18 protein-coding genes and 3 pseudogenes are annotated in these 21,808 nt (G+C 71.6%); 7 read left to right on the plus strand and 14 right to left on the minus strand.

Annotated elements, in window-relative coordinates:
- Positions 1-207 precede the first annotated feature (207 nt).
- From KUM38_RS27410 to KUM38_RS27430, 5 genes are read right to left on the minus strand one after another with little or no spacing between them, the layout of a single operon-like run.
- A complete protein-coding gene (locus KUM38_RS27410; RefSeq protein WP_254397834.1) occupies positions 208-993 on the minus strand; it encodes an HpcH/HpaI aldolase/citrate lyase family protein in 786 nt (261 codons plus the stop codon).
- The gene (locus KUM38_RS27415) at positions 990-1,763 is read right to left on the minus strand and encodes an SDR family NAD(P)-dependent oxidoreductase (protein ID WP_217132973.1); all 774 of its coding nucleotides are present in this window, start codon (positions 1,761-1,763) and stop codon (positions 990-992) included. Before KUM38_RS27415 ends, KUM38_RS27410 begins: the two co-directional genes overlap by 4 nt.
- The gene (gene hisD, locus KUM38_RS27420; protein WP_217132975.1) at positions 1,760-3,070 is read right to left on the minus strand and encodes a histidinol dehydrogenase; all 1,311 of its coding nucleotides are present in this window, start codon (positions 3,068-3,070) and stop codon (positions 1,760-1,762) included. Before hisD (KUM38_RS27420) ends, KUM38_RS27415 begins: the two co-directional genes overlap by 4 nt.
- Before the next feature lie 52 nt (positions 3,071-3,122).
- Positions 3,123-3,860 carry an alpha/beta fold hydrolase gene (locus KUM38_RS27425; RefSeq protein WP_217132977.1) on the minus strand — a complete coding sequence of 246 codons (738 nt, stop codon included), beginning with the start codon at positions 3,858-3,860 and terminating at the stop codon, positions 3,123-3,125.
- 5 nt (positions 3,861-3,865) lie between these two features.
- Positions 3,866-5,005, minus strand: a complete 1,140-nt coding sequence (locus KUM38_RS27430; protein ID WP_217132982.1) for a cupin domain-containing protein — start codon at positions 5,003-5,005, stop codon at positions 3,866-3,868.
- A gap of 210 nt (positions 5,006-5,215) precedes the next feature.
- Between KUM38_RS27430 and KUM38_RS27435 the strand changes: the two genes are divergently transcribed.
- Complete coding sequence (locus KUM38_RS27435) at positions 5,216-6,214, plus strand: LacI family DNA-binding transcriptional regulator (RefSeq protein WP_217132984.1); 999 nt, start codon at positions 5,216-5,218, stop codon at positions 6,212-6,214.
- Positions 6,215-6,429: 215 nt separating this feature from the next.
- Here the strand turns inward: KUM38_RS27435 and hisD (KUM38_RS27440) are convergent, their stop codons facing one another.
- Positions 6,430-7,791 (minus strand): histidinol dehydrogenase, encoded by a 1,362-nt coding sequence (gene hisD / locus KUM38_RS27440; RefSeq protein WP_217132986.1) that lies wholly within the window; start codon positions 7,789-7,791, stop codon positions 6,430-6,432.
- Positions 7,792-7,907: 116 nt separating this feature from the next.
- Positions 7,908-8,819: a LysR family transcriptional regulator gene (locus KUM38_RS27445; protein ID WP_217132988.1), complete on the minus strand. Its 912-nt coding sequence runs from the start codon at positions 8,817-8,819 to the stop codon at positions 7,908-7,910.
- A 221-nt stretch (positions 8,820-9,040) separates the two neighbouring features.
- Between KUM38_RS27445 and KUM38_RS27450 the strand changes: the two genes are divergently transcribed.
- Positions 9,041-9,916 carry a carbon-nitrogen hydrolase family protein gene (locus tag KUM38_RS27450; RefSeq protein ID WP_217132991.1) on the plus strand — a complete coding sequence of 292 codons (876 nt, stop codon included), beginning with the start codon at positions 9,041-9,043 and terminating at the stop codon, positions 9,914-9,916.
- 212 nt (positions 9,917-10,128) lie between these two features.
- Here the strand turns inward: KUM38_RS27450 and KUM38_RS27455 are convergent, their stop codons facing one another.
- The 4 genes from KUM38_RS27455 to KUM38_RS27470 all read right to left on the minus strand — a co-directional run bounded on the left by KUM38_RS27455 (position 10,129) and on the right by KUM38_RS27470 (position 15,095).
- Positions 10,129-11,820, minus strand: a complete 1,692-nt coding sequence (locus tag KUM38_RS27455; RefSeq protein WP_217132993.1) for a glycoside hydrolase family 13 protein — start codon at positions 11,818-11,820, stop codon at positions 10,129-10,131.
- A 109-nt stretch (positions 11,821-11,929) separates the two neighbouring features.
- Positions 11,930-12,778 (minus strand): carbohydrate ABC transporter permease, encoded by an 849-nt coding sequence (locus tag KUM38_RS27460; RefSeq protein WP_217132994.1) that lies wholly within the window; start codon positions 12,776-12,778, stop codon positions 11,930-11,932.
- Positions 12,775-13,770, minus strand: coding sequence for a sugar ABC transporter permease (locus KUM38_RS27465; RefSeq protein WP_308409059.1), 996 nt, complete (start codon positions 13,768-13,770; stop codon positions 12,775-12,777). Before KUM38_RS27465 ends, KUM38_RS27460 begins: the two co-directional genes overlap by 4 nt.
- The gene (locus KUM38_RS27470; RefSeq protein ID WP_217132995.1) at positions 13,767-15,095 is read right to left on the minus strand and encodes an extracellular solute-binding protein; all 1,329 of its coding nucleotides are present in this window, start codon (positions 15,093-15,095) and stop codon (positions 13,767-13,769) included. Before KUM38_RS27470 ends, KUM38_RS27465 begins: the two co-directional genes overlap by 4 nt.
- A 167-nt stretch (positions 15,096-15,262) precedes the next feature.
- On the opposite strand from KUM38_RS27470, the gene KUM38_RS27475 reads away from it, so the two are divergent.
- From KUM38_RS27475 to KUM38_RS27485, 3 genes and pseudogenes are all read left to right on the plus strand, one after another.
- Entirely contained in the window at positions 15,263-16,360 is a 1,098-nt protein-coding gene (locus tag KUM38_RS27475; RefSeq protein ID WP_308409060.1) for a LacI family DNA-binding transcriptional regulator, read from the plus strand.
- Positions 16,357-16,509 carry a hypothetical protein gene (locus tag KUM38_RS27480; RefSeq protein ID WP_217132996.1) on the plus strand — a complete coding sequence of 51 codons (153 nt, stop codon included), beginning with the start codon at positions 16,357-16,359 and terminating at the stop codon, positions 16,507-16,509. The genes KUM38_RS27475 and KUM38_RS27480 overlap by 4 nt, the downstream gene beginning before the upstream one ends.
- Positions 16,506-16,757 (plus strand): annotated as a pseudogene (locus KUM38_RS27485) (fic family toxin-antitoxin system, toxin component); the annotation flags it as partial. The gene KUM38_RS27480 and the pseudogene KUM38_RS27485, both read left to right, overlap by 4 nt.
- 77 nt (positions 16,758-16,834) lie before the next feature.
- Here the strand turns inward: KUM38_RS27485 and KUM38_RS27490 are convergent.
- Positions 16,835-17,497, minus strand: a complete 663-nt coding sequence (locus tag KUM38_RS27490; protein ID WP_217133011.1) for an IS6 family transposase — start codon at positions 17,495-17,497, stop codon at positions 16,835-16,837.
- 514 nt (positions 17,498-18,011) lie between these two features.
- Positions 18,012-18,779, minus strand: a pseudogene (locus KUM38_RS27495) (IS256 family transposase); the annotation flags it as partial.
- 431 nt (positions 18,780-19,210) lie between these two features.
- On the opposite strand from KUM38_RS27495, the gene KUM38_RS27500 reads away from it, so the two are divergent.
- The gene (locus KUM38_RS27500; protein ID WP_217132997.1) at positions 19,211-19,945 is read left to right on the plus strand and encodes a D-Ala-D-Ala carboxypeptidase family metallohydrolase; all 735 of its coding nucleotides are present in this window, start codon (positions 19,211-19,213) and stop codon (positions 19,943-19,945) included.
- A gap of 79 nt (positions 19,946-20,024) precedes the next feature.
- On the opposite strand, the gene KUM38_RS43710 is transcribed toward KUM38_RS27500, so the two are convergent.
- Complete coding sequence (locus KUM38_RS43710) at positions 20,025-20,474, minus strand: L-serine ammonia-lyase, iron-sulfur-dependent, subunit alpha (protein ID WP_374227087.1); 450 nt, start codon at positions 20,472-20,474, stop codon at positions 20,025-20,027.
- Between the two features lie 91 nt (positions 20,475-20,565).
- Between KUM38_RS43710 and KUM38_RS27510 the strand changes: the two are divergent.
- Positions 20,566-21,218, plus strand: a pseudogene (locus KUM38_RS27510) (YceI family protein).
- Positions 21,219-21,808: the final 590 nt, after the last annotated feature.

The raw sequence follows: 21,808 nt of genomic DNA on the forward strand, positions 1-21,808 counted from the left end.
GCGGGGGAGGGGGGAGGGGGAGCGGTGCATACGTATGAACTGGTCGTGAACACTAAGGATCCGGATGTGGGGCGTCAAGGGTTCGCCCCGGGAGGATTCGACATCCCCGGAGGACGGCGGCCGAGGGCTCGGCGCGCGTTACGCAGGGGGGCGGGACGCCCCCGCCGCCGGGCGGGTCCGCCGGCGGAGGCGGCCCGCCCCCGGCCGTCAGACGGGGTCTGCGGTCGCGCCCGTCGTCCCGGACGCGGCCAGCGAGCGCAGGGTGTCCATGAGCACGTGCGCCATGTTGTAGACGATCAGCTGGAAGCCCTGGCGCTCGGCGGCCCGGGCGGCGTCGAGGCTCGGCACGATCGTCATGACCGCGCGCTTGTGGGCCCGTGCGGCGTCGTGCGCCCGGGCGATCAGCCCGTCGACGACGCCGGGCTCCGGGAAGCCGCAGTCCGCGGCCAGGTCGGCTGGGCCCACAAGGACCGCGTCCACCCCCTCGGTGCCGGCGATCGCGTCGGCGTTGTCGCAGGCGCGTCGCGTCTCGACCATGGTCACGACCAGGGTCTCGCGGGACGCCGCCACATGGTCGGCCGCCGTGACCGTGCCGAACCGGCCCGCTCTGCTGTAGGTGGCGAAACCCCGCTTTCCCCACGGCGGGTAATGGCTGGCCTCCACCGCCCGCCGGGCGTCCTCGCGGCTGTCCACGTGGGGGTGGATCAGCCCGGCGGCGCCCACGTCGAGGCAGCGCAGCGCGAGCGCCGGCTCGGCCGAGCCCACGCGGACCAGGACGTCGATCCCGTGCGCCGCCGCGGCCGTGAGGTGCTGCTGGAGCAGCGCCGTGTCGGCCGGCCCGTGCTCGCAGTCGATGACGACGAAGTCGAATCCCGCGACCCCCGCCATCTCCACCAGCGTCTCCGAGGGGAGCCGCAGCAGGGCGCCCCGCAGCTGCTCGCCGTCCGCCAGCCGCTGTTTGAGGCTGCGGTGCGGTGCGCCGTGTGCCGTCATCGGGCCACCATTCCCGCGGAGAGGTCGATGTCGGCCCCGCACAGTCCACGCATGCGCAGCATCGCGCTGACGGCCTCGCCCACCTCGTCCTCGGTGACCATCCGCCCCAGGGCGGAGCGTGCGACGAACGCCTGCTCGGCCTGCTCGTAGGTGCTGCCCGTGCGTTCCGCCTCCAGACGGAAGTTGCGTTCCATGCGTGGGCCCTCGACCGGCCCGGGGGACAGGGAGTTGACCGTGACGCCCAGCGGCCCGACCTCGCCGGCCAGCGTGGCCGTGAGACCGATGACCGCCATCTTCGACGCGCAGTACGGGGTGCGGCGCAGCAGCGGGCGCTTGCCCGACACCGAGGCGATGTTGACGACGTCGCCCGCGCCGCGCCCGGTCATGGCGGGCAGGAAGGCCCGGCACATCAGGAACACCCCGCGCACGTTGATGTCGAAGACCTCGTCCCAGTCGCGCGGGGTGATCTCGGTCAGCGGCGCCACCGGGCCGGCGATCCCGGCGTTGTTGACCAGGATCGATATCTCCTCACCGGCCAGGCTCCGGGCGAGTTCCCCGACGTCGTCGGGGCGGGAGACGTCGCAGACCCGGTACGAGACGTGCGGACCGAACCGGGACGCGGTCTCCTCGAGCGTGGTCGCGTCGCGGCCCGTGATCACCACCCGGGCCCCGTCGGCGAGCAGGGACCTGGTGATGGCCCGGCCGAGGCCGCTGCCTCCCCCGGTGACGAGCGCGGTGCGGCCGGCCAGCGGTGCGGTGCGGCCGCTCATGCGACGCCCTCCTCGTTCCACGGCAGGGTGCCCCTGCCGTACTTGGCGGCGCGGACGTCACCGGAGCGGGCGTGCCCCTCGAAGAGCTCGACGCGCGCGGCCCGGCCGCACACCTCGCCGAGCAGCGCGGAGGACGCGGTGTCGGTGACCTCCTGGTACGTCACCGTCTTGAGGTACTTGCCGACCCACAGGCCACCGGTGTAGCGGGCGGCGCCACGGGTGGGCAGGACGTGGTTGGTGCCGATGACCTTGTCGCCGTAGGAGACGCAGGTGCCTTCGCCGAGGAAGAGCGCACCGTAGTCGCGCATCTTGTCCAGGGCCTGGCGCGGGTTCTCGGTCAGCACCTCCACGTGCTCGCTGGCGTAGGAGTCGGCGATCTCGAAGGCCTCGTCGAGAGTGCCGGCCACCACGATCTCGCCGTGGTCGCGCCAGGCCGGTGCGGCGAAGTCCCGGGTGGGCATGCCGGGCAGCAGGCGCTCGATGTGCCGCTCGACCTCGCGGCCCAGCTCCTCGGACGTGGTGACCAGCACGGCGGGGGAGTCCGGGCCGTGCTCCGCCTGCGACAGCAGGTCGACGGCCACCACGAACGGGTCCGCGTGCTCGTCGGCGATCACCAGGATCTCGGTCGGTCCGGCGAACAGGTCGATGCCGACCTCGCCGAACAGCTGCCGCTTGGCCTCCGCCACGTACGCGTTGCCCGGGCCCGCGAGCATCGGGACGCGCCCGATGGTCTCGGTTCCCACGGCCAGCGCCGCGACGGCCTGGACTCCGCCCAGCAGGTAGATCTCGTCGGCGCCCGCGAGGTGCATCGCCGCGACCGTCGCGGCGGGGATCTCGCCGCGGATGGGCGGGGTGCAGGCGGCGACGCGGGGGACACCCGCCACCTTCGCGGTCACGATCGTCATGTGGGCCGACGCGGTCAGCGGGTAGCGGCCGCCGGGCACGTACGCGCCGGCGCCGGACACGGGGACGTGCCGGTGGCCCAGGTGGACGCCGGGCAGCGTCTCGATCTCGACGTCACCCAGCGCGTCCCGCTGGGCCTGGGCGAACGTGCGGACCTGCTGCTGCACGAAGCGGATGTCGTCCAGGACCGTGTCGGGCACCTGGGAGACGATCCGCCGGATCTCCTCGGGAGCCAGCCGGAACGACTCGGGGCTCCAGTCGTCGAACTTCTCGGAGTACCGGCGGACCGCGTCGTCGCCGCGCTCGCGGATGTCGTCGAGGATGACGCGGACGCGCTCGGCGACGTCCGCCCGGGCCGCGGTCACTTGCGCGGCGGGCACGGGGGACTTGAGGTGTCGGGGCATGACGGCTCTCTTCCACTGGGGTTGACGGTGCGGGGGTGGGTCCGGGGAGTCGTTACGGGGCGGCGGTGGCAGGTGCCGTACGAGTGGCGGCCGCGACCAGTTCGCGCAGCGCCGCCGTCACCGCCTGGGGCTCTTGCCACGGCAGCAGGTGACCCGCGTCGGGCAGCAGCGTCAGGGCCGCTCCGGGGACCGCGTCCGCGATCGCCCGGTGGAAGGCGGGCGGGCACAGCGTGTCCCGCGCCCCGGCCAGGACCACGGTGGGGCAGCGGGCCTTCCGCAGCGCACCGGACGCGTCCGCGCGGGTCGCCTGCGCGGCGAGCTGGGCGCGGGCGGCGGTGGCGCCCACGGCGTGCGCCATGGCGCGGTAGCGCCGCGCGCCCTCGGGTGTCGGGCACCGGTCGGGGAACATGTCCGGCAGCGTCCGCTCGACGACGTCCGTGAACCGGCCGGCCGCGATCAGCTCGTCCATCGCCCGCCAGGCCGCGTACTGCTCGGGACGCGGTGCTCCGGCGTTGGTCGCCATCACGCACAGGCCCGCGATGCGCTCGGGCGCACGGCGCAGCGCCTCGAAGCCGACGATGGCCCCCAGACTGAGCCCGACGAGCACGAAGGGGCCCGGAACCGTGGCGAGCACGTCCTCGGCGAGCGCCCCGATGTCCGCACGCCGCAGCGGGATGTGGTGGACGTCGTGGCCTTCGGGGAAGTCGACGTCGCCCCACAGGCTCGCGTCGCAGAGCATCCCGGGCACGACGACGAGCGGAAGTGGACCGGCCGTGTCCTCGTGCGCCATGCCGGTCACCAGGAGCGCGCGGAGCGGGGCAGCAGCGCGTACGGGGCGACGTACCCGTTGTGGTCGATGCCCACGCCCGCGTCCGCAGCGCTCTTGCGCACCTCCTCGTCCCACTCCAGACGGACCCGTCCGTCACCGGAGTTGACCACGAGGAGGTCGCCCTGCTCGTCGCCGACGTTGCGCACGGTGCGCCAGGCGTCCTGGGGGACGGAGAGTATGTCGCGGGGGCCGAGACGCACCGGGACGGGGTCGGTGCGGTTGAGGGTGACCTCCCACAGACCGTCCTTCACGATCAGGGTCTGGGTCTCGTGCTGGCGGTGCGCCGAGACGCCCTGCCCGGGGTCGGCGCGGAGCCAGGCGACGTTGTGCCCGTGCGGATTGAACACGCGGGGCTCCTGGTGCGGGTCCTCGGTCATGCCGTAGCCGATGACGCAGCTCAGACGGGCGCCGCCGCCGGGCAGGGTGCTGTCGAGGAAGGGGTGGTCGGAGAAGACCAGCTCGTCCGCGGCGGCGATGCGCCGCTTCATCTCGTCGGGGGTGTAGCGGCGCAGCCGGTCGAGGTGTTCCTGGGCCAGGGGGCTGACGAGCTCGGACTCCGGCGGGACGGTGTCACCGGCGACGGTGTCGACGAGCTCGTTGTCGGCGGTGAGGTACAGGCCGTGCTTCCGCGCCTCCCGCAGGACGGACGGGCCCCAGATGATGCCGCCGGTGTCGTCCATGCCCAGCACCGTGAACAGCCAGCCGTCGTCCGGGCCGGTGTTGGTGAATCCGCGGAAGATCCAGGTCGGGATGGAGGCGATGTCACCGGCTTTGAGCGTGAGTTCGCCCTCCGTGCCGTCGGCGCCCCAGCGCAGCAAGTACTCGCCCTCGGTGCAGATGAACACCTCGGCCGTGTAGTGCAGGTGCAGGTTGTTGGTGATGCCGTGCGGCATGGCGGCGGCGCCGATGTTGTAGCCGTGCGGCAGCCGCAGGTTGACGTGCTGGTCGGCGGACTGTGAGACGCCCGGCCCGATCATCGCGTAGTTCTCCTTGCGATCCGAACCGGGCGTACGGCAGTCGATGAAGGCCTGGTTGCAGGAGACGAAATCGCTGCGGCGCACCGTGCGGCGGGCCAGCTCGGCGGGGGACACGACGACATCGGGCATGACTGCTCCTTCGCTCGTGAATACGTATGCATTCCATGACAGGCCCCGGAGGGCGGGATGTCAAGAGGGAGGGCCGAGACAGTTGTGGGCGGGTCCCGTGTCGCAGGGCTCGGCAGGCCCGGCCGGCGAGGTGCGGGCCGTGATATTGACATACGTATACTGGCCTGGGGACGCCATCGGGCGGCGCCGGTGGTAACGAGGGGAGAGCCGATGGGGATCACCAGTCACGACGTGGCCAGGCTGGCAGGTGTGTCACAGCCCACGGTCTCCCGGGCGCTGCGCGACGACCCCCGCGTGTCCCAGGCCACCCGCGAGAAGGTCAAGCGGGCCGCCCGGGCGCTGAACTACGTGCCGAGCGAGGCCGGACGCACCCTCTCGACGCGCGCCACACGGCGGGTCGGCGTCATCGTCACCGACCTGACGAACCCGTTCTACCCGCATGTCATCGCCCCGCTCCACGACGAACTGAGCAGCCTCGGCTACCGGATGATGCTGATCACCGAGCGGTCCGACGAGGCGGTCGCCGAGGAGAAGCTGCTCGACCAGTCGATGGACGGCGTCGTGCTCGCCACAGCCACCACCGACTCCCGGCTGCCGGCCCAGCTGGAGCGACGAGGCATGCCCTACGTCTTCCTCAACCGCGACACCGGCCGCGCCGGAGACTTCGCCTCCGTCGTCGACAACGAGGGCGGCGGGCGGCTCGTCGCCCGGGAACTCGTGGCCCTCGGGCACCGGCGCATCGCCGGGGTCTTCGGCGCGGCCAACACCACCACGGGGCGCGAGCGCGAACTGGGCTTCCGGCTGGCTCTGGCCGAGGCGGGCGTGGGGCTGCCGGAGAGCCGCGTGGTGCGCGGAGCGTTCGAGTACGACACCGGCTACCGGGCGCTGCCCGCCCTGCTCGAGGCGGACGAGGCACCCACCGCGGTGTTCTGCGGCAACGACGTCGTCGCCATCGGTGTCCTGAACGCGGCCCTCGCGGCCGGTGTCAAGGTCCCCGACGACCTCACCGTCATCGGCTTCGACGACCTTCCGATGGCCTCCTGGGAGGTGTTCCGGCTCACCACCGTCCGGCACGACCTGCGTGAGCTGTCGCGCCAGGCGGCGCGCCTGCTGGTCCGGCGGATCGCCAAGGACGTCGACCCCGCCGGTGAACGCCTGGTGCTGCCGACCGAGTTCGTCCCCCGCGCCACTCACGCCCGCGCCCGCTGAGCCGTCACCGCCGTCGGTCCACCCGCTCGTCATCGGGGCGATCGAGCCGCTGGAGGCGATGAGGTACGAGAAGACGTCCGGCGGCAGACGGCCGGCGATCACCCGCGGCGACGCCGCTGACGGTGGAGGCCACGACCGCGTTGCCCGGCCAGGGGCGTGGTGGGCCGGGCGCACCGGCCGTGCCGGCACACGCGACGCGCCGGCACGAGCGGGGATCAGAGCTGGTCGCGCAGAGCGGCCGGAATGCCGTCGAACGCGCCGGACGTCCGCCCGACCCGGTCGATGCGGAGCGTCGCGGTGGCGCCGTGGGCCGCCAGCCCCTCGAACGCCGAGATGCGCTCGACGGCGGGAGCCAGGGACACGGTCCCCTCCCGCGAGGCGCGCTGGTACGTCAGCGGCTTCAGGAACCGGGAGACGGAGAGCCCCGCGTTGTACCGGGCGGTCTTGCCCGTGGGCAGCACGTGGTTGGTGCCGGCGATGCCCTTGTCGGAGTAGGCGACCGTCGACCACGCCCCGATGAACAGCGAGCCGTAGTTGGAGAGGTTCTCCAGGTAGTACTCGTCGTCCTCGGTCTGGATCTCCAGGTGTTCGGGAGCGATCACGTCGGCCACGGCGACGGCGTCGGCCCGGTCACCCACCACGACGACGGAACCGAAGTCGCGCCACGCCGGGCCGGCGATGTCCCGGGTGGTCAGGGACTCCAGCTGGCGTTCGATCTCCGCGATCACGGCACGCCCCTGCTGCTCGGACGTGGTGATCAGGGCGGCGGGCGAGTTGGGGCCGTGTTCGGCCTGGCCCAGCAGGTCCGCCGCGACCCACACCGGGTCGGCGCTGTCGTCGGCGATGACGGCGACCTCGGAGGGGCCGGCCAGCAGGTCGATGCCGACCCGGCCGAACAGCTGCCGCTTCGCCTCGGTGACGAACGCGTTGCCCGCGCCGACCAGCATGTCGACCGGGGCCTCGCCGAGCAGACCGAAGGCCATCGCTCCGAGCGCCTGGACACCACCGAGTGCGAACACCCGATCGGCGCGCGACAGATGGGCGCCGTACAGCACGGCGGGATGCGCGCCGTGCTCACCCGACGGGGGAGTGCACGCCAGCACCGTGGGCACCCCGGCGGTCTTCGCCACGTTCACCGTCATGAAGGCGCTGGCGAGCAGCGGGAAACGACCGGCCGGCAGATACGCGCCGACGCGGGAGACGGGAACGTAGCGCTGGCCGCCGACGACACCGGGAGCTACCTCGACCTCGAAGTCCGTCAGGTGCTCGCGCTGCGCGGCGGCGAACCGGTGGGTGCGCTCGTAGCCCATCTCCAGAGCGGTGCGGACGTCCGGGGGCAGGGCGTCGCCCGACTTCTTCAGCTCGGCCGCCCCGATCTCCAGGTCGCCGGACCAGCCGTCCAGCTCCTGGGCGTAGGCGCGCACCGCGTCCATGCCCTTGTGCTCGATGTCCTTCAGCATCTGCGAGACCCGCTCGACCACCTTGGGGTCGCGCTGGGCGGGGGGACCGTCCACGGACGGCTTCTTGAGCCACTGGAACGGGGGGAGGGCCTGTGCTTCGTCATGCGTGATCTGCATGGCAAAGGACGCTAGACGCCGCGCCGCCACAGGACCAGAGGGGCCATTCCTGTCCGAACCACAGGGTTTCCCTGACCCTTGGGGCGTGTCCGTCCAGGTCCCGTGCGCGCGGCCGATCAGAGGCCGAGGTCGGTACGGAGTTCGCGCAGGGTGTCCTCGGCGAGCCGGGCGAGCTCCCTCGTGGCCCGCGACAGCGGATGCCCCCGCCGTCTGACCAGGGCGATCGTGTCGTAGAGGGGCTCGGCGAAGGGGGTGGTGCGCAGCCCCGCGGGGAACGCCGGGCCGGCGATCACCGCCCGGCTGGCGATCGTGTCGCCCACCCCGGCGGCCACCAGGCCCAGCGCGGCCTCGACGTGCTCCAGCTCGATCAGCGGCTCGATGCCGACCCCGGCGAACTGGGCCCGCTCCGCGAGCTGCCGCCGGGTGGGGTCCTGCCACCCGTAATGGGCGTCGTAGAGGACCAGGGGTGCCCGGGCGAAGGCCTCCATCGTCATCGGTGCGCGGGTTCGTTCCTCGCTCGCGCTGACGAAGAACACCTCGTCGCGCAGCAGCGGGGTCACCACGAGCCCTTCGTCGTCGATCGGCAGGACGACCAGGCCCGCCTCGATCCGTCCCGCGGCCACGGCCGCCGCGGTCTCGGCCGAGTTCTGCCCCACGAGCCGGACCCGGACGGACGGATACCGGGCGTGGAACATCTGGACGAGGTTGGACAGGAGGTAGTAGTCCGCGTTGCGGAGCACACCGAACGTGGCGGTCCCCCCGCCCAGCGAGCCCAGGGAGCGCACCGCCCGCGTCCCGCTCTCGGCGGCCTCCACCGCCTGCCGGGCGTACGGCAGCAGCTCCTGGCCGGCCGAGGTCAGGGTCAGGGTGCGGCTGCCGCGCGCGAACAGTTCGGCGTCCAGTTCCGACTCGAGCCGCCGCACCAGTTCGGAGGCCGACGCCTGGGCGATGTCCATGGCCCGCGCCGCTGCGGTGAACGACCCGAGCCGCTCCGCCTCGACGAAGGCCCTCAGCTGGTTGAGGGTCATCCGTTCGCCTGTCCTGTCGAGTCGGTGAGTCCGCGTCGCGCACGCGGTGATCCTCGTTCTACCACGGGGTTCCGGCGCGACCGCCGGGACGGCTGCCGGTGCGGATCCACTGGGTCGTCCTGTGGATGCCACTGGAGGAAGGGATCTTGTCCCGTGGAAGGCGCGATGATTGGCTCGTCCGCGCCCCCGGAGACCACCCTGCGCGGAAGGTTGCCCCTGCGATGACGATCCCCCTGCCGATCGGCCTCGTCCAGACGGCCGCACGGCATCACGCCGCCGACGACCCGGACGCGTTCGCCGCGGACGTACGCCGCGTCACCGAGGCGCATCCCGGAATCCGGCTGCTCGCCTATCCGGAACTGCACCTGTGCGGTCACAAGCCCGGCGAGGACCCCGAGACGGTCATGACCGAGGCGGCCCAGCCGCTGGACGGACCCCGCGGCACCCGACTGGCGGCCCTCGCTCGCGAACTGGGCATCTGGCTCGTGCCCGGCAGCGTCTACGAACAGGGCGAGGACGGCCGGATCTACAACACGGCCCCCGTCTACTCGCCCGCGGGCGAACGGGTCGCGGAGTACCGCAAGATCTTCCCGTGGCGGCCCTACGAGACCACCGCGTCCGGCAGCGGCTTCGTGGTCTTCGACATGGAGGACCACGGACGCGTGGGCCTGACGATCTGCTACGACGCATGGTTCCCCGAAATCACCCGCCACCTGGCGTGGCAGGGCGCCGACCTCGTACTGAACCTGGTGCGCACGCCCACCGTCGACCGCGCCCAGGAAGTCGTGCTCGCGCAGGCCAACGCGATCGTGAACCAGGTGTTCATGGCCAGCCTCAACGCGGCGGCGCCGGACGGTGTCGGGCGCAGCCTCGTCGTGGACCCCGAGGGGCACACGCGCGCCGCAGCCGGGCCGGGCCCGGAAGAGGTCCTGACGGACGTGCTCGACCTCGCCGAGGCCCGCCGGGTGCGCACGCGGGGAACCGCGGGCCTCACCCGGGTGTGGGACCCGTTCGCGGACGACCAGCCGCCACTCGAACTCCCCCTGTACGAGGGCCGGATCGACCCCGAGCGCTGGCGTCGCGGGGCCCGCCCCTGAGCCGGCCGGCCTCGCGGTGAACCGCCTGAACGACCGCTGCCGTCGGGCCGTACGGTCCCCGACGACCGGCTGTACGTTCCTCGACGTCCGGCCGTCCGTCCCTCGACGACTGGCCCCGTACGTTCCCCCGATGTCCGGCCGTACGTCTCCCGACGTACGGCCGGACGGCACCACCGGCCGGCCCCACGACACGAGGGGCCGGCCACCGCTCCTCAGCGGCCGGACGCGGATCCGGTGCGCAGCCAGACGGAGGTCCACGGCGGCAGTTCGTCACCGGTCAGCGGGCCGGAGGCGAGAAGGACCTCCCCCCGCGGCAGCGGGACGGGCTCGTCCGACAGGTTGCTGACGGTGTGCCAGCCGCCGGCGCGGGCGAAGTGCAGCAGCCCCCGACGGGTCTGCTCCCGCGAGCCGACCCACTCCAGCGCCTCGTCGGCGACCAGGGTGCGGCGCAGCCGCAGGGCCTCGCGGTACAGCTCCAGGAAGGATTCCTTGTCGCCGCTCTGCACGTCCGCCGCGTACCGGCCCCAGTCGGCCGGCTGCGGCAGCCACGAGCCGCCGGGGCCGAACCCGAAGCTCGCCCCCTCACGGGTCCACGGCAGCGGCACCCGGCAGCCGTCGCGGCCCTTGACACGTCCGCCGCCGCGTACCCACATCGGGTCCCGCAGGTCCGCGCGGTCCAGGTCGGCGACCTCGGGCAGACCCAGCTCCTCGCCCTGGTAGACGTACGCGGACCCGGGCAGGGCGAGCATCAGCAGCGCCGCCGCCCGCGCCTTGCGCTCACCCGTCGGCAGGTCCGGGGCCGGTTCCCGGCCGTCGGTGAGCAGCCACGCCTCGATGTCGAGCTTGGTGTAGTCGCCGGGCAGAGCGTAGCGCGACACATGACGGACCACGTCGTGGTTGGAGAGCACCCAGGTGCTGGTGGCTCCCGCGGCGCGGGCGTCGGCGAGCGCGCTGTCGATGAGGGTGTACATCTCGGCGGCGTCGAGCCGTGCGCCGAGGAAATCGAAGTTGAACGCCTGCCCCAGCCCGGCGGCGGAGGCGTAGGCCGTACGCCGCGAGGCACGCACCCAGGCCTCGGCGACGGCGAAGCGCGGCGGGTCGTACGCGTCGAAGACCTGCCGCCAGCCGCGGTAGATCTCGTGCACCGCGTCGCGGTCCCACAGCGGATGGCTGCCGTCGGCCGGCAGGGCGTCGGGCTGGTAACTCCGCTGCTCGCCGAGGTCGCGCAGCGGCGCGCGCAGGTCCTTGGCGAGGCCGTGGGCGACGTCGACCCGGAAACCGGCGACGCCCCGGTCCGACCAGAACCGCAGGGTGTCGTGGAAGTCCTCGCGGACCTCGGGGTTGTCCCAGTTGAAGTCGGGCTGCTGGGGGGCGTAGAGGTGCAGGTACCACTGGCCGTCCGGCACCCGGGTCCAGGCGGGGCCGCCGAAGCTGGACGGCCAGTCGGTGGGCGGCAGTTCACCGTGCTCGCCCCGGCCGTCGCGGAAGACGTAGCGCTCGCGGGCGGCCGAGCCGGGCGCGGCCGCGAGCGCCTCCTGGAACCAGACGTGCTGGTCGGAGGAGTGGTTGGGCACGATGTCGACCATGATCTTCAGGCCGAGCCGGTGGGCCGCGCGGACCATCTCGTCGAAGTCGTCGAGGGTGCCGAGCCGGGGGTCGACGTCGCGGTAGTCGGCCACGTCGTAGCCGCCGTCGGCGAGCTGCGAGGGATAGAACGGACTCAGCCAGACGGCGTCCACGCCGAGGTCGGCGAGGTAGGGCAGACGGGAGGTGACGCCGGGGATGTCACCGATGCCGTCGCCGTCGGAGTCGGCGAAACTGCGGGGGTAGACCTGGTAGACGACGGCCTGCCGCCACCAGTCCGCGGCGTGCGGGGAGGGGGCGGGGGAGTCGTGGTGGGGCATCTGTGAACCTCTCGGGCGCGTGCCCAGGGTGGGGTGCGGGTGTGCGGACAGGCGGTGGGAACGGCCGGAGGCGGCCGTCACCCGGGAAGGGGGCTTCGTGCGGGGCCGCTCAGCCCTTCACGGCGCCGGTGGTCATGCCGGAGACGACCGACCGGCGGAAGATCAGCACCAGGAGCGCGATCGGCACGGTGGCCACCATCGCACCGGCGAAGATCACCCCGTAGGGGACCTGGTACTGACTGGTGAACAGCGCGATGCCGACGGACACGGTGCGCCGGTCGTCGGAGCCGTTGAACGTGAGGGCGAGCAGGAACTCCGACCAGGTCGCGGTGAAGGAGAACACGCCGGCCGTGAACAGCCCCGGCCGGGCCAGCGGCAGGATCACCGTCAGGGCGGTGCGCAGCGGGCCGGCGCCGTCGACGACGGCGGCCTCTTCCAGCTCGCCCGGAATGCCACTGAGGTAGTTGCGCATGATCCAGATCGCGAACGGCAGATTCAGCGCCACGTACGGGATGATCAGGCCCGGATAGCTGTTGAGCAGCCCGGCCTGGCGCTCCATCAGGAACAGCGGTACGAGCAGGGCGATCGGCGGGAAGACCGACAGCATCAGCAGCGCCGTCATGACCGCACCGCGCCCGCGCAGCGGCAGCCGGGCGAGGGCGTATCCGGCGAAGAACGCCAGGGACAGGATCAGCACCGTGGAGAGACTGGCCACGACCACGCTGTTGAGGAAGTAGTGGCCGATCCCGTTGCGCTCGAAGGCGGTCTCGTAGTTGCTGAGCGTGGGGTCCTTCGGCAGCAGGGTGGGCGGCGTCGCGCTGATCTCGCCGGGCCCCTTCAGGGAGGCGGACGCCATCCAGAGCAGGGGCAGGGTGGCGCAGACGGCGATCAGCAGCCCGCCGAGGTTGACGGCGTTGACGTAGCGGCGCACTCCGGTGCGCGGGACGCGGCGGCTCATGCCCGGCCCCCTTCGTCGACTTGGGCGCGGAAGACGCGCAGGAACAGCAGGCAGCAGCCCAGGACGATGACGGCGGTGGTGACCGCGACGGCGGCGCCGCCTCCGAAGTCGAGGTTCTGGAAGAGGATCCGGTACCCGAGGATGGCCACCGACTGGGTGGCCGTGCCCGGGCCGCCCTGGGTCAGTACGAACGGCAGGTCGAAGATCCCGAACGCCTGGAGGATGCGGAAGAGGACCGCGATGGCGACGATGGGCCGCAGCTGCGGCAGCGTGACCTTCCAGAAGGTGGTCCACGCGCTCGCGCCGTCGATCTCGGCGGCTTCGTAGACGTCGCCAGGGATGAGCATCAGACCGGCGAGGACGACGATGGCGACGAACGGCGTCGTCTTCCACACGTCGACGGCGACCATCGCGGCCATGGCGGGCACCGGCTGCCCGAGAATGTCGGGCTGGGTGCCGAACATCTGCTCGCACAGCCAGCTCACCGCGCCGTAGGTGCCGTTGAACAGGTACGACCACAGCTGGGCGGCGATCACGTTGATCAGGGCCCAGGGCAGCAGAAGCAGGGCGAGGATCCAGCCCCGTCCGGCGCCGAGCCGCTCCAGGACGAGCGCCGTGAGCGTGCCGAGGACCAGCTCGATGGAGACCGAGACGATGGTGAAGCCCAGCGTGAACGCCAGGGCCCGGTACCACTCGGGGTGCGTCAGGAGCGCCTCGTAGTGAGCGAGGGTGGGCGAGCCGAACCGCAGGCCGCCGTACTCGAGCCGGACCTCGCAGAACGACAGCACCAGCGAGAAGACGACGGGGAAGACCGTCACCGCGGCGATGACCAGGAGGGCGGGGGAGGCGAACAGCCACCCGGCGCGGGCGCGACGGCGGGCGGTGGAGCCCGGGGGCGCGCTCGAGGGCTTCCGCGGGGCCCCGGCGCGCGCACCGCCACCCTCGCCTTGCGACGGCGTCCCCGCCGTCTTCTTGTGCAGTACGGAACTCACAGCGCTTTTCCTTCCAGGGCCGTGCGCAGCCCCTCGCGTGCGGCGCGGACACCGTCCGCGGGGGAGAGGCTGCCGCGCACGACCGCGTTCGCCGGGGTGTACAGCGCCTTGCTGACCTGCGGGTAGTACGGGGTCTGCACGGGCCGGGCGACGAGTCGCAGGTCGGCGGCGCGCAGGACGGCCGGGTCGCCGGCGGCGCGCGCCTCCGGGCTGCCGAGCACGGAGGTCATCGCGGGGATGACACCGGCTTCCCGGGCGAGCAGGCGCTGCACCTCGTCCCCGGCGCAGAACCGGGCGAACTCCATGGCGGCGCCCAGCTCCTGGGAACTGGGGTTGACGAAATTGCTCCAGCCGCCGGCGCAGGAGACGCCGGAACGGCCGGTGCCCTCGAAGCCCGGACGCGGCACTGCCCCGATCTTCCCCGCGACCCGGGAGACCCCGGGGGTGCTCGCGTTGACCCAGGCGTACGACCAGTTGCGCAGGAACAGCCCGCGCCCGTTGACGAAGGCGTCCTGCGCGTCCGACTCCTCGTACGTGGCCACGGTGCGGGGCGTGACCCCGCGGGCGGTGAACTCGGCCATCAGCGAGAAGGCCCGCTCCGCCTCGGCGCCGCCCAGTACGGCCCTGCCCCGCCCGTCCAGGACGGTGGCGCCCGCGTCGGCGAGGAACTCGGTGACGTTGGCCGTCAGCGACTCGGTCACCGCCGCCTGCCACAGGAACCCGGCCTGGACGTCACCGGCCTGCTGCACCGTGCGGGAGGTGCGCAGCAGCTCCTCCCAGCTGCGGGGCACACGCAGCCCGTGCTTGGCGAGAAGGTCCTCGCGGTAGAAGAGGTAGGTGCTGTCGGTGAAGAACGGCACCGCGTAGGCCGTGCCCCGGTACGTGGAGCTGGTGCGCAGGGCCGCCGGGTAGGCGTCCCAGAAGCCGCTCGGGAGCAGCTTCTCCACCGGCAGCGCGAGCGCGGAGTGACCGAACTGCGCGGGCCACGTCGTGTCGCCCAGGTACACGTCGGGCTGGGGGGAGCCGCCGGCGAGCTGGGTGGCGATGGCGCTGCGGTTGCCGTCCGAGGTGGACAGTGCGTTGATCTTCGAGACGCGGATACGGGGATGCCGCCGCTCGAAGGCACGGATGATCAGATCCGCGACGACGGAGCCCCGCCGGGAGGGGATCTCGGAGACCCACCAGGTCAGCCTGGCCGGCCTCCGGGGAACGGTCGCGGCCTGCGCCAGCAGGTCGTCGAGGTCCTTTCCTCCGCATCCGGCCAGCGAACCCGCCGCGGCGGCGCTCAGGGCGCCGGCCAGCAGTGTTCTGCGGTTCAGGGACATGGCGTACTCCTCCCTTCTGGGACTGCCTGATGACAGCGCTGTCACCGTAAGGAGCGCCGTATAGAGTGTCAATGGTCGCGGCCGGTCGGAGTTATGGAGGGATTGAAATGACAGCGCTGTCATCGCTTCTGGCCTGGTGAGGCGGCCGTTGTGTTAGCGTCCCGCACATGGTCGGTGAAGCCGTTGCGAAGGGCGCCACGCTGGCGGATGTCGCCCGGAGGGCCGGAGTCTCGCCCTCGACCGTCTCGCGCACCCTGCGCGGTCTGTCGACGGTATCCCCCGAGACCCGGGCGCGCGTGGAAGAGGCGGCGCGCGAGCTGTCGTTCGCGATCTCGCGCAGCGCGTCCAGCCTGGTCACGGGGCGCACGGGCCGGGTCGCCGTGCTCGTACCCAACCTCGACGCCTGGTTCCTGGGCGCCGCGCTCGCCGGCATGGCACCCGCGCTCAACGCGGCCGGCCTGGACATGCTGGTCTACAGCGTCACCACCGCCGAGCAGCGCGCCCAGTTCTTCGACCGGCTGCCGGCCCGCCGCAACGCCGACGCCCTGCTCGTGGTCAGTTTCGCGCTCTCCCCCGAGGAGCGGGCGCGCCTGGACGACCTGGGCATGCCCCTGGTCTTCGTCAGCCAGCACGAACAGGGCAGGGCCGGCGTCTACGTGGACGACGTGGAGGCCGCCCGGCGCGGCACCCGCTACCTCCTCAACCTCGGCCACCGGCGCATCGCCTACCTGGAGCCCGAGGACCCCTCGGGTTTCGCCTGGAGCAGCAGAGCCCGCCTCGACGGATACCGCGCGGCCCTGGCGGAGGCGGGCATCGAAGGGGACGACGACCTCGTCCGCCAGGTCGCCGACTGGCAGGGGCCGAGCCTGGACGCGGCGGTGGGGCGGCTGCTGAGTCTCGAGGAGCCCCCCACGGCGATCTTCGCCGAGACGGACGACATCGCCTTCAGACTGCTGACGGTGCTGCGCGGCGTCAACGTCCCGGTGCCCCAGCGGATGTCGATCCTCGGTTTCGACGGCCACGCGATGGCGGAGCCGTGGGACCTGTCCACGATGGCCCAGCCGGCCCGCCGACTGGGCGAGGTGGCGGCGGAGCTGGCCCACGGCGTGATCCACGACCCCGAGGCGTATCGGGAGCGACACGTGGTCCTGCCGGTGGAACTCGTCCCGCGGGGCAGCACGGGCCCGGCGCCGGGCCCGTGGCCCGGTGACCGGGCCGGCGAAGGGGCCGGGAACGGGGACGGCGTTCAAGAACGCCGGGTGTGACGCGCCCCATCGAGGACACTACCGGTGCCCGCGCCGCTGGCACGGCGGCCGCCCAGCGGCTCGTCGCCGAGCACGGGGCCTTCCTCGACGATCTGGAGCAGCAGCTCGATGCCCCGTACGAGCAGCTGAAGCCCGGTGCCGCCGCGTGATCCTGCACATCGGCGCATCCTGGATCCTCGAGGTGGCCGAGAGAGCCGGCCGTCGGGATCCCGGCGTGGACGACTACGGTGTGCCGATCGCTGCTGTCGCCCGTCACCGCGGGGAGACGCTCGAGCATCCGGTGTACGACGGTGCTTACGCGCGTACGGCTGCGTTGGTGCATACGCTCGGCCACTGCCGTTGGCTGGAACGCTCGGACCTGACCGTTGCCTGCGCCGTCGCCGTCATGTATCTCGAGGGCGTTGTCACATTGTTGGGTGCGTGACTGCCTGACGGCGCGTCGGGGCAGGGTGGGCTTGGGGGCCGGGCCTGTGGTCAGGCCGTGGTGGGCCGGTCGGCAGCGCCGGTGATCTGGTCCCAGATCACGAAGCGGATACTCATCTCGGCTCGGTGGGCGGCAGCGGTCATCAGGTGGCGGCGGGGCCGGAAGTGGGGCGAGATGCCGCTGAACGCGGACAGGAACCGCTGGGCCGCGCCCACCGAGCGGAAGCCCTTCATCGCGCGTTCACGCTGCCTGGTGGGCTGGTGGCTGTTCTCGGCCCGGTTGTTCAGGTACTTCGACTGCCGGTGCTCGACGGAGGACATCACCTCGCGGTGAGCCGCGCCGTAGGAGCGGAGCCTGTCGGTGACGATCACCCGCGGCGCCGTGCGGGTCTTCTTCATCAGCCTGCGCAAGAAGCGCCTGGCGGCGGCCTTGTCCCGGCGGTTCTGCACGAGGATGTCCAGGACGTTGCCGTCCTGGTCGACGGCCCGCCACAGGTACTTCTGCTCCCCATTGATCTTGATGAAGACCTCGTCCAGGTGCCATGTGTCACCAGGCCGGGGCTGCCGGCGGCGCAGCGCGCCTGCGTATCGCTGCCCGAACTTGGCGCACCAGCGGCGCACCGTCTCGTACGAGACGACGATCCCGCGCTCGAGCATCAGCTCCTCGACCTCGCGGAACGACAGCGGGAAGCGGTGGTACAGCCACGTACCGATGCCCCTTGCACGACGGCGACACGGCCCCCACGGACAGCCCCCTCCAGCACGATCAACCAGAAGATCATCCACCCGATCAACCAACGTGACAGCGCCCTCCCAAGCTTTGTCCCACCCCGCCCTCACCGGCATGCCTCGATCAGACCTCCAGGCACTGATCGACCGGGTCACCCTGCCCTACCAGGCCACCCTGGAAGAACGCCGGCATCGCCAGCGCGGCGGTGACAGGCGACCCGGAACCCGCGGCTGCCTCTTCCGCCCAAAGATCACCGACGCCGACCGAATCCTGGCAACTGTCCTTTCCCAACGAGGTCTATGCGACCAGCAGGCCCTGGCCGTTGTGTTCGGCGTCAGCCGCGGCACCATTCGCAACGCCATCGAGGACGTCCAACCTCTCCTCGACCAGGATCAATACGTCGTGACACCCGCCGAACGATGCTTCGCCACGGCCGCCGACGTACTCAAGTTCGTCGCGAAAAGAGGGGAAACACCATGTTATTTCCTTACGGCTTCAGTGGACCCGGCAGCGCTGCCAGGTGGCGCCGAGCATGACCTTGCGGATCGCTTTGACCAGACCGCTGTGGCTGTCGGAGATGACCAGGCGGACGCCGGCCAGGCCGCGTTCGCGCAGGTGACGCAGGAACTGTGTCCAGAACGCCTCGGTCTCGCTGTCGCCGACCATGACGCCGACGACTTCCCGGCCTCCGTCCTGGGTGACGCCGGTGGCGATCACGACGGCCTGGGAGACGATGCGGTGGTCGACGCGGGCCTTGACGTAGGTGGCGTCGAGGAACAGGTAGGGAAACCGGATGTGGTCCAGCGGACGGGACCGGAACGCGTCCAGCTGTTCGTCCAGCTCAGCGTAGATCCGGGAGACCTCGCTCTTGGATATCCCGGTGTCCGAGCCCAGGGCCTTGACGAGATCGTCGACCGACCGGGTGGAGACGCCGTGGACGTATGCCTCCATGACGACCGCGTAGAGAGCCTGGTCGATGCGCCGCCGGCGTTCCAGCAGGCTGGGGAAGAAACTGCCCGCCCGCAGCTTCGGGATCGCGAGTTCCAGGTCGCCGGCCTGCGTGGTCACGGTCTTCTCCCGGTGGCCGTTGCGCCAGGTGGTGCGGGTGTCGGTGTGTTCGCCCCACTCGGCGCCGATCTTCGCAGTGGCCTCCGCCTCGATCAGTTCCTGCAGCAGCCGCTCGGCGACCTCGCGGACGAGTTCAAGACCATCGGCCGAACGTAGTGACTCAAGTAGGCGAAGTAGGTCATGCTGGGACAAGGCCACCGTGCACCCCCTGGGGTCGAACTGCCCGTTCACTCCGGACAGTTGCACGGTGGCCTGCCAGCTGAGCAGGGAGCAGACACCGGCAGGCGGCGCACCCCAGGGAGCAGAACCCGCGCACTCAACCGCGGAGATCCCCTACACCACTCAGCGGGACGCCATCCCGGGACGAACGGTGAACCGTCGCGGTTCCAGCTGCCCCGTCCCGCCCGTGGGACGGTGGTGCAGTCGGCGGCGGCAGCCCCCGCCCGGACCGGCCTCTGGATCGCGGCCGAGGAACGGCGGGAGACCGAACGGTGCCGGGGCGAAGAGGCATGGTCGGCCCCGCCCGAGCGGCTGATCCCGTCCGGCCTCCCGGGGCGCCATTGACGCGCGTAGCTCGTTGCCTCACGCTGGGCTCCGGTTGTTGTCGACTCAACGGTCGGGAGGCCGGGATGCCCAGACGCGTGTCACGTCTGCTTCTCTCATTTGTCATGGTCATGGCTGGCGTGGTGGTCGGGGTGGGCGCCGCCGCCGGAACCGCGCACGCCGACTCCTGCTACACCTGGAACCGCACCCTCTCCCAGGGATCCTCCGGCAGCGACGTGACCCAGCTCCAGATCCGGGTCGCCGGCTGGGTGACCTCCGGCGAGCGGCTCTCCTACGACGGCCAGTACGGCGCACGGACTGCCGCCGCCGTCAAGAAGTTCCAGGCCGCGTACGGACTGAGCGCGGACGGGGTCGCCGGACCCGCGACCTTCAGCAAGATCTACGCCCTCCAGGACGCCGACTGCACGCCCGTCCACTTCAGCTACGCCGAACTCAACAAGTGCAACTCCGACTGGTCCGGCGGCGCGGTCTCCGCGGCCACCGCCAAGTCGAACGCGCTCAAGACCATGTGGAAACTGGAGGCGATGCGGCACGCCCTCGGCGACGTCCCGATCACCATCTCCAGCGGCTTCCGCTCCCGCACGTGCAACAACGCGGTCGGCGGCTCCGCCACCAGTCGTCACCTCTACGGCGACGCGGCCGACCTCGTCGGCTCGCCGTCCCTGTGCCGGCTCGCCCAGCAGTCCAGGACGCACGGCTTCTCGGAGATCCTCGGCCCGGGCTACCCCGGCCACAACGACCACACCCACGTGGCCTTCGACCCGTCGCCATACTGGTCGGCTCCCACCTGCGGCATCTGACCCACCGAGGACGGGCAGGGGCGGGCCGGGGCCCAGCGCTCGATGATGTCGACCGCCTGCCCGCCCCGTACCGTCTCCTTCACGGTCTTGACGACCTTGCCGAAGAACACCTTGTGGGACCCGTCGTCCTCATCGCCGTCCGCGCCGCCGCGACCGTGCCATTGCGCCCGATGAGCGGAGTCCGGACGAGGCCGCCGACCGGGCCGCAGGCCAGACAGAGGTTGTGCTCCACGCCGATCCCGGCGGCGTTCTCCACCTGCTCCAACGCGCCGCCCGGCTGTACAGAGCCTTGTGCGAGCAGTGTTCCACCATGCGACGACCTCCTCGCCGGGCTCGGCCGGCATCCCCGCATGCTGCCGGTCACCACCAGGCGCACAGGGTGCCGAGCGGGCGGCGGGCACGGTGGCAGTCCCGGTCGTCCAAAGCCCTTTCGACGTCGCTGAACGTGCTGGTCGCCGGGAAGCTCGGCCTCACCGGTCGACCGGAGACCACTCATGTCGATCTTGTGCAGCTTTGCAGTCGACGGCATGGAACCCAGACAAGGCCGCCCATCTCGCTGTGTAGCACCTGTCGGCTCCGTGATAGCACGGAGTGACCAGACAGGCAGGGCCTACGATTCCATGGGTATCTTCAGCCGTCGCCAGACAGCCGTCATCGAGCCGACGCCGACTGTCGGTACCGGCACACCTCTCGCGGGGCCCCGGCCACCGGTGTCGCGTTGGATCCGGCGCTGCAGGCGCTGACCGGGCGATGGACCATCGACCGTCCGCACAGCCGCATCGGATTCTCCGTTCGGCACGCGATGGTGACGACGGTTCGGGGTGCTTTCAACGACTACGACAGCACCCTGTACTTCGACGGAGCGCGGCCCTCCGAGTCGCGTGCCGACCTCGTCATTCGGGTCGCCAGCGTCGACACGGGCGTGGAACAGAGGGACGCGCACCTCACCGGCCCCGACTTCTTTGATGCGCGGCGTTATCCGGAGATGCGGTTCCGCAGCACCTCGACCATCCACGAAGGCGGGGAAAGCTTCCGCATGACGGGAGATCTGACCATCCGTGACGTCACCCGGCCTGTCGACCTGCAGCTCGACTACCTCGGCTCGGTCCTGGATCCGTTCGGGTACGAGCGGGCCGGCTTCGACGGCACCACCACCATCGACCGCACCGAGTGGGGCTTGGCCTACAATCAGCGCCTCAAGAACGGCGGCGCCATGGTGAGCGAGAAGGTCCGGTTTCAGTTCGACATCTCCGCCATCCGGTCCACGTCGTAGTTGCCCCGGTGGACGTTTGCGCCCGGGAGGTCGTTCTCCTCCCGAACCTCATGTGCGGTTCCCACTGGCCGGGCAAGGGCCGCCGAGACCGAACAGCGGCGTGCCGGGGGCGCCGGTTCGGTCGGAGGGGACCGGCCCGTCGTGGTGTCCGGTCCGGCCGGTGAAGTGACAGCCTGCCTTCCCCCTGGTCCGGCAGCACTTAAAGGCCGGAGGCCAGCTGCGACGGACCCGGGTGCCGTCGTGCACCAGTAGGTGTACGAGCAGGTCCTCGGGCCCGAGCCCGCGGCCGAGGACGAGAAGCCGCCCCTGCTCCGCAGCCAGGCCGACAAATGGGCGCTGAACCACGAGGCCGCCCGGCAGTACCACGAGGGCGAGGGGTATTTGCGGGCGCCCAGGAAGCCCTGCGGTGGCCGTAGGACTTCCGCCGGAAGCCACCCGGACAAAAACGGGAACCCCCTGCCCGCGGCAACCCCTTGGCAGCGCAAGGCGGGCTTCAGCTCCGCCAGGGCCGCGGTGGAGGGCAGTACCCGTACCGCCGGGGACGGTTCCGCCGGCAGCGCATGGATCTGCCGGCAGGACTCTTCCGGCAC

It is taken from the genome of Streptomyces sp. AC558_RSS880, assembly GCF_019049255.1.
In the GTDB taxonomy this organism is placed as follows: Bacteria; Actinomycetota; Actinomycetes; order Streptomycetales; family Streptomycetaceae; genus Streptomyces.

What these genes read in the sequence shown, in the direction of transcription:
- KUM38_RS27410 (WP_254397834.1), bottom strand. Translation starts at nt 993, where the DNA reads ATGACGGCACACGGCGCACCGCACCGCAGCCTCAAACAGCGGCTGGCG.
- KUM38_RS27415 (WP_217132973.1), bottom strand. Translation starts at nt 1,763, where the DNA reads ATGAGCGGCCGCACCGCACCGCTGGCCGGCCGCACCGCGCTCGTCACC.
- hisD (WP_217132975.1), bottom strand. Translation starts at nt 3,070, where the DNA reads ATGCCCCGACACCTCAAGTCCCCCGTGCCCGCCGCGCAAGTGACCGCG.
- KUM38_RS27425 (WP_217132977.1), bottom strand. Translation starts at nt 3,860, where the DNA reads ATGGCGCACGAGGACACGGCCGGTCCACTTCCGCTCGTCGTCGTGCCC.
- KUM38_RS27430 (WP_217132982.1), bottom strand. Translation starts at nt 5,005, where the DNA reads ATGCCCGATGTCGTCGTGTCCCCCGCCGAGCTGGCCCGCCGCACGGTG.
- KUM38_RS27435 (WP_217132984.1), top strand. Translation starts at nt 5,216, where the DNA reads ATGGGGATCACCAGTCACGACGTGGCCAGGCTGGCAGGTGTGTCACAG.
- hisD (WP_217132986.1), bottom strand. Translation starts at nt 7,791, where the DNA reads ATGCAGATCACGCATGACGAAGCACAGGCCCTCCCCCCGTTCCAGTGG.
- KUM38_RS27445 (WP_217132988.1), bottom strand. Translation starts at nt 8,819, where the DNA reads ATGACCCTCAACCAGCTGAGGGCCTTCGTCGAGGCGGAGCGGCTCGGG.
- KUM38_RS27450 (WP_217132991.1), top strand. Translation starts at nt 9,041, where the DNA reads ATGACGATCCCCCTGCCGATCGGCCTCGTCCAGACGGCCGCACGGCAT.
- KUM38_RS27455 (WP_217132993.1), bottom strand. Translation starts at nt 11,820, where the DNA reads ATGCCCCACCACGACTCCCCCGCCCCCTCCCCGCACGCCGCGGACTGG.
- KUM38_RS27460 (WP_217132994.1), bottom strand. Translation starts at nt 12,778, where the DNA reads ATGAGCCGCCGCGTCCCGCGCACCGGAGTGCGCCGCTACGTCAACGCC.
- KUM38_RS27470 (WP_217132995.1), bottom strand. Translation starts at nt 15,095, where the DNA reads ATGTCCCTGAACCGCAGAACACTGCTGGCCGGCGCCCTGAGCGCCGCC.
- KUM38_RS27475 (WP_308409060.1), top strand. Translation starts at nt 15,263, where the DNA reads ATGGTCGGTGAAGCCGTTGCGAAGGGCGCCACGCTGGCGGATGTCGCC.
- KUM38_RS27500 (WP_217132997.1), top strand. Translation starts at nt 19,211, where the DNA reads ATGCCCAGACGCGTGTCACGTCTGCTTCTCTCATTTGTCATGGTCATG.
- KUM38_RS43710 (WP_374227087.1), bottom strand. Translation starts at nt 20,474, where the DNA reads ATGCCGTCGACTGCAAAGCTGCACAAGATCGACATGAGTGGTCTCCGG.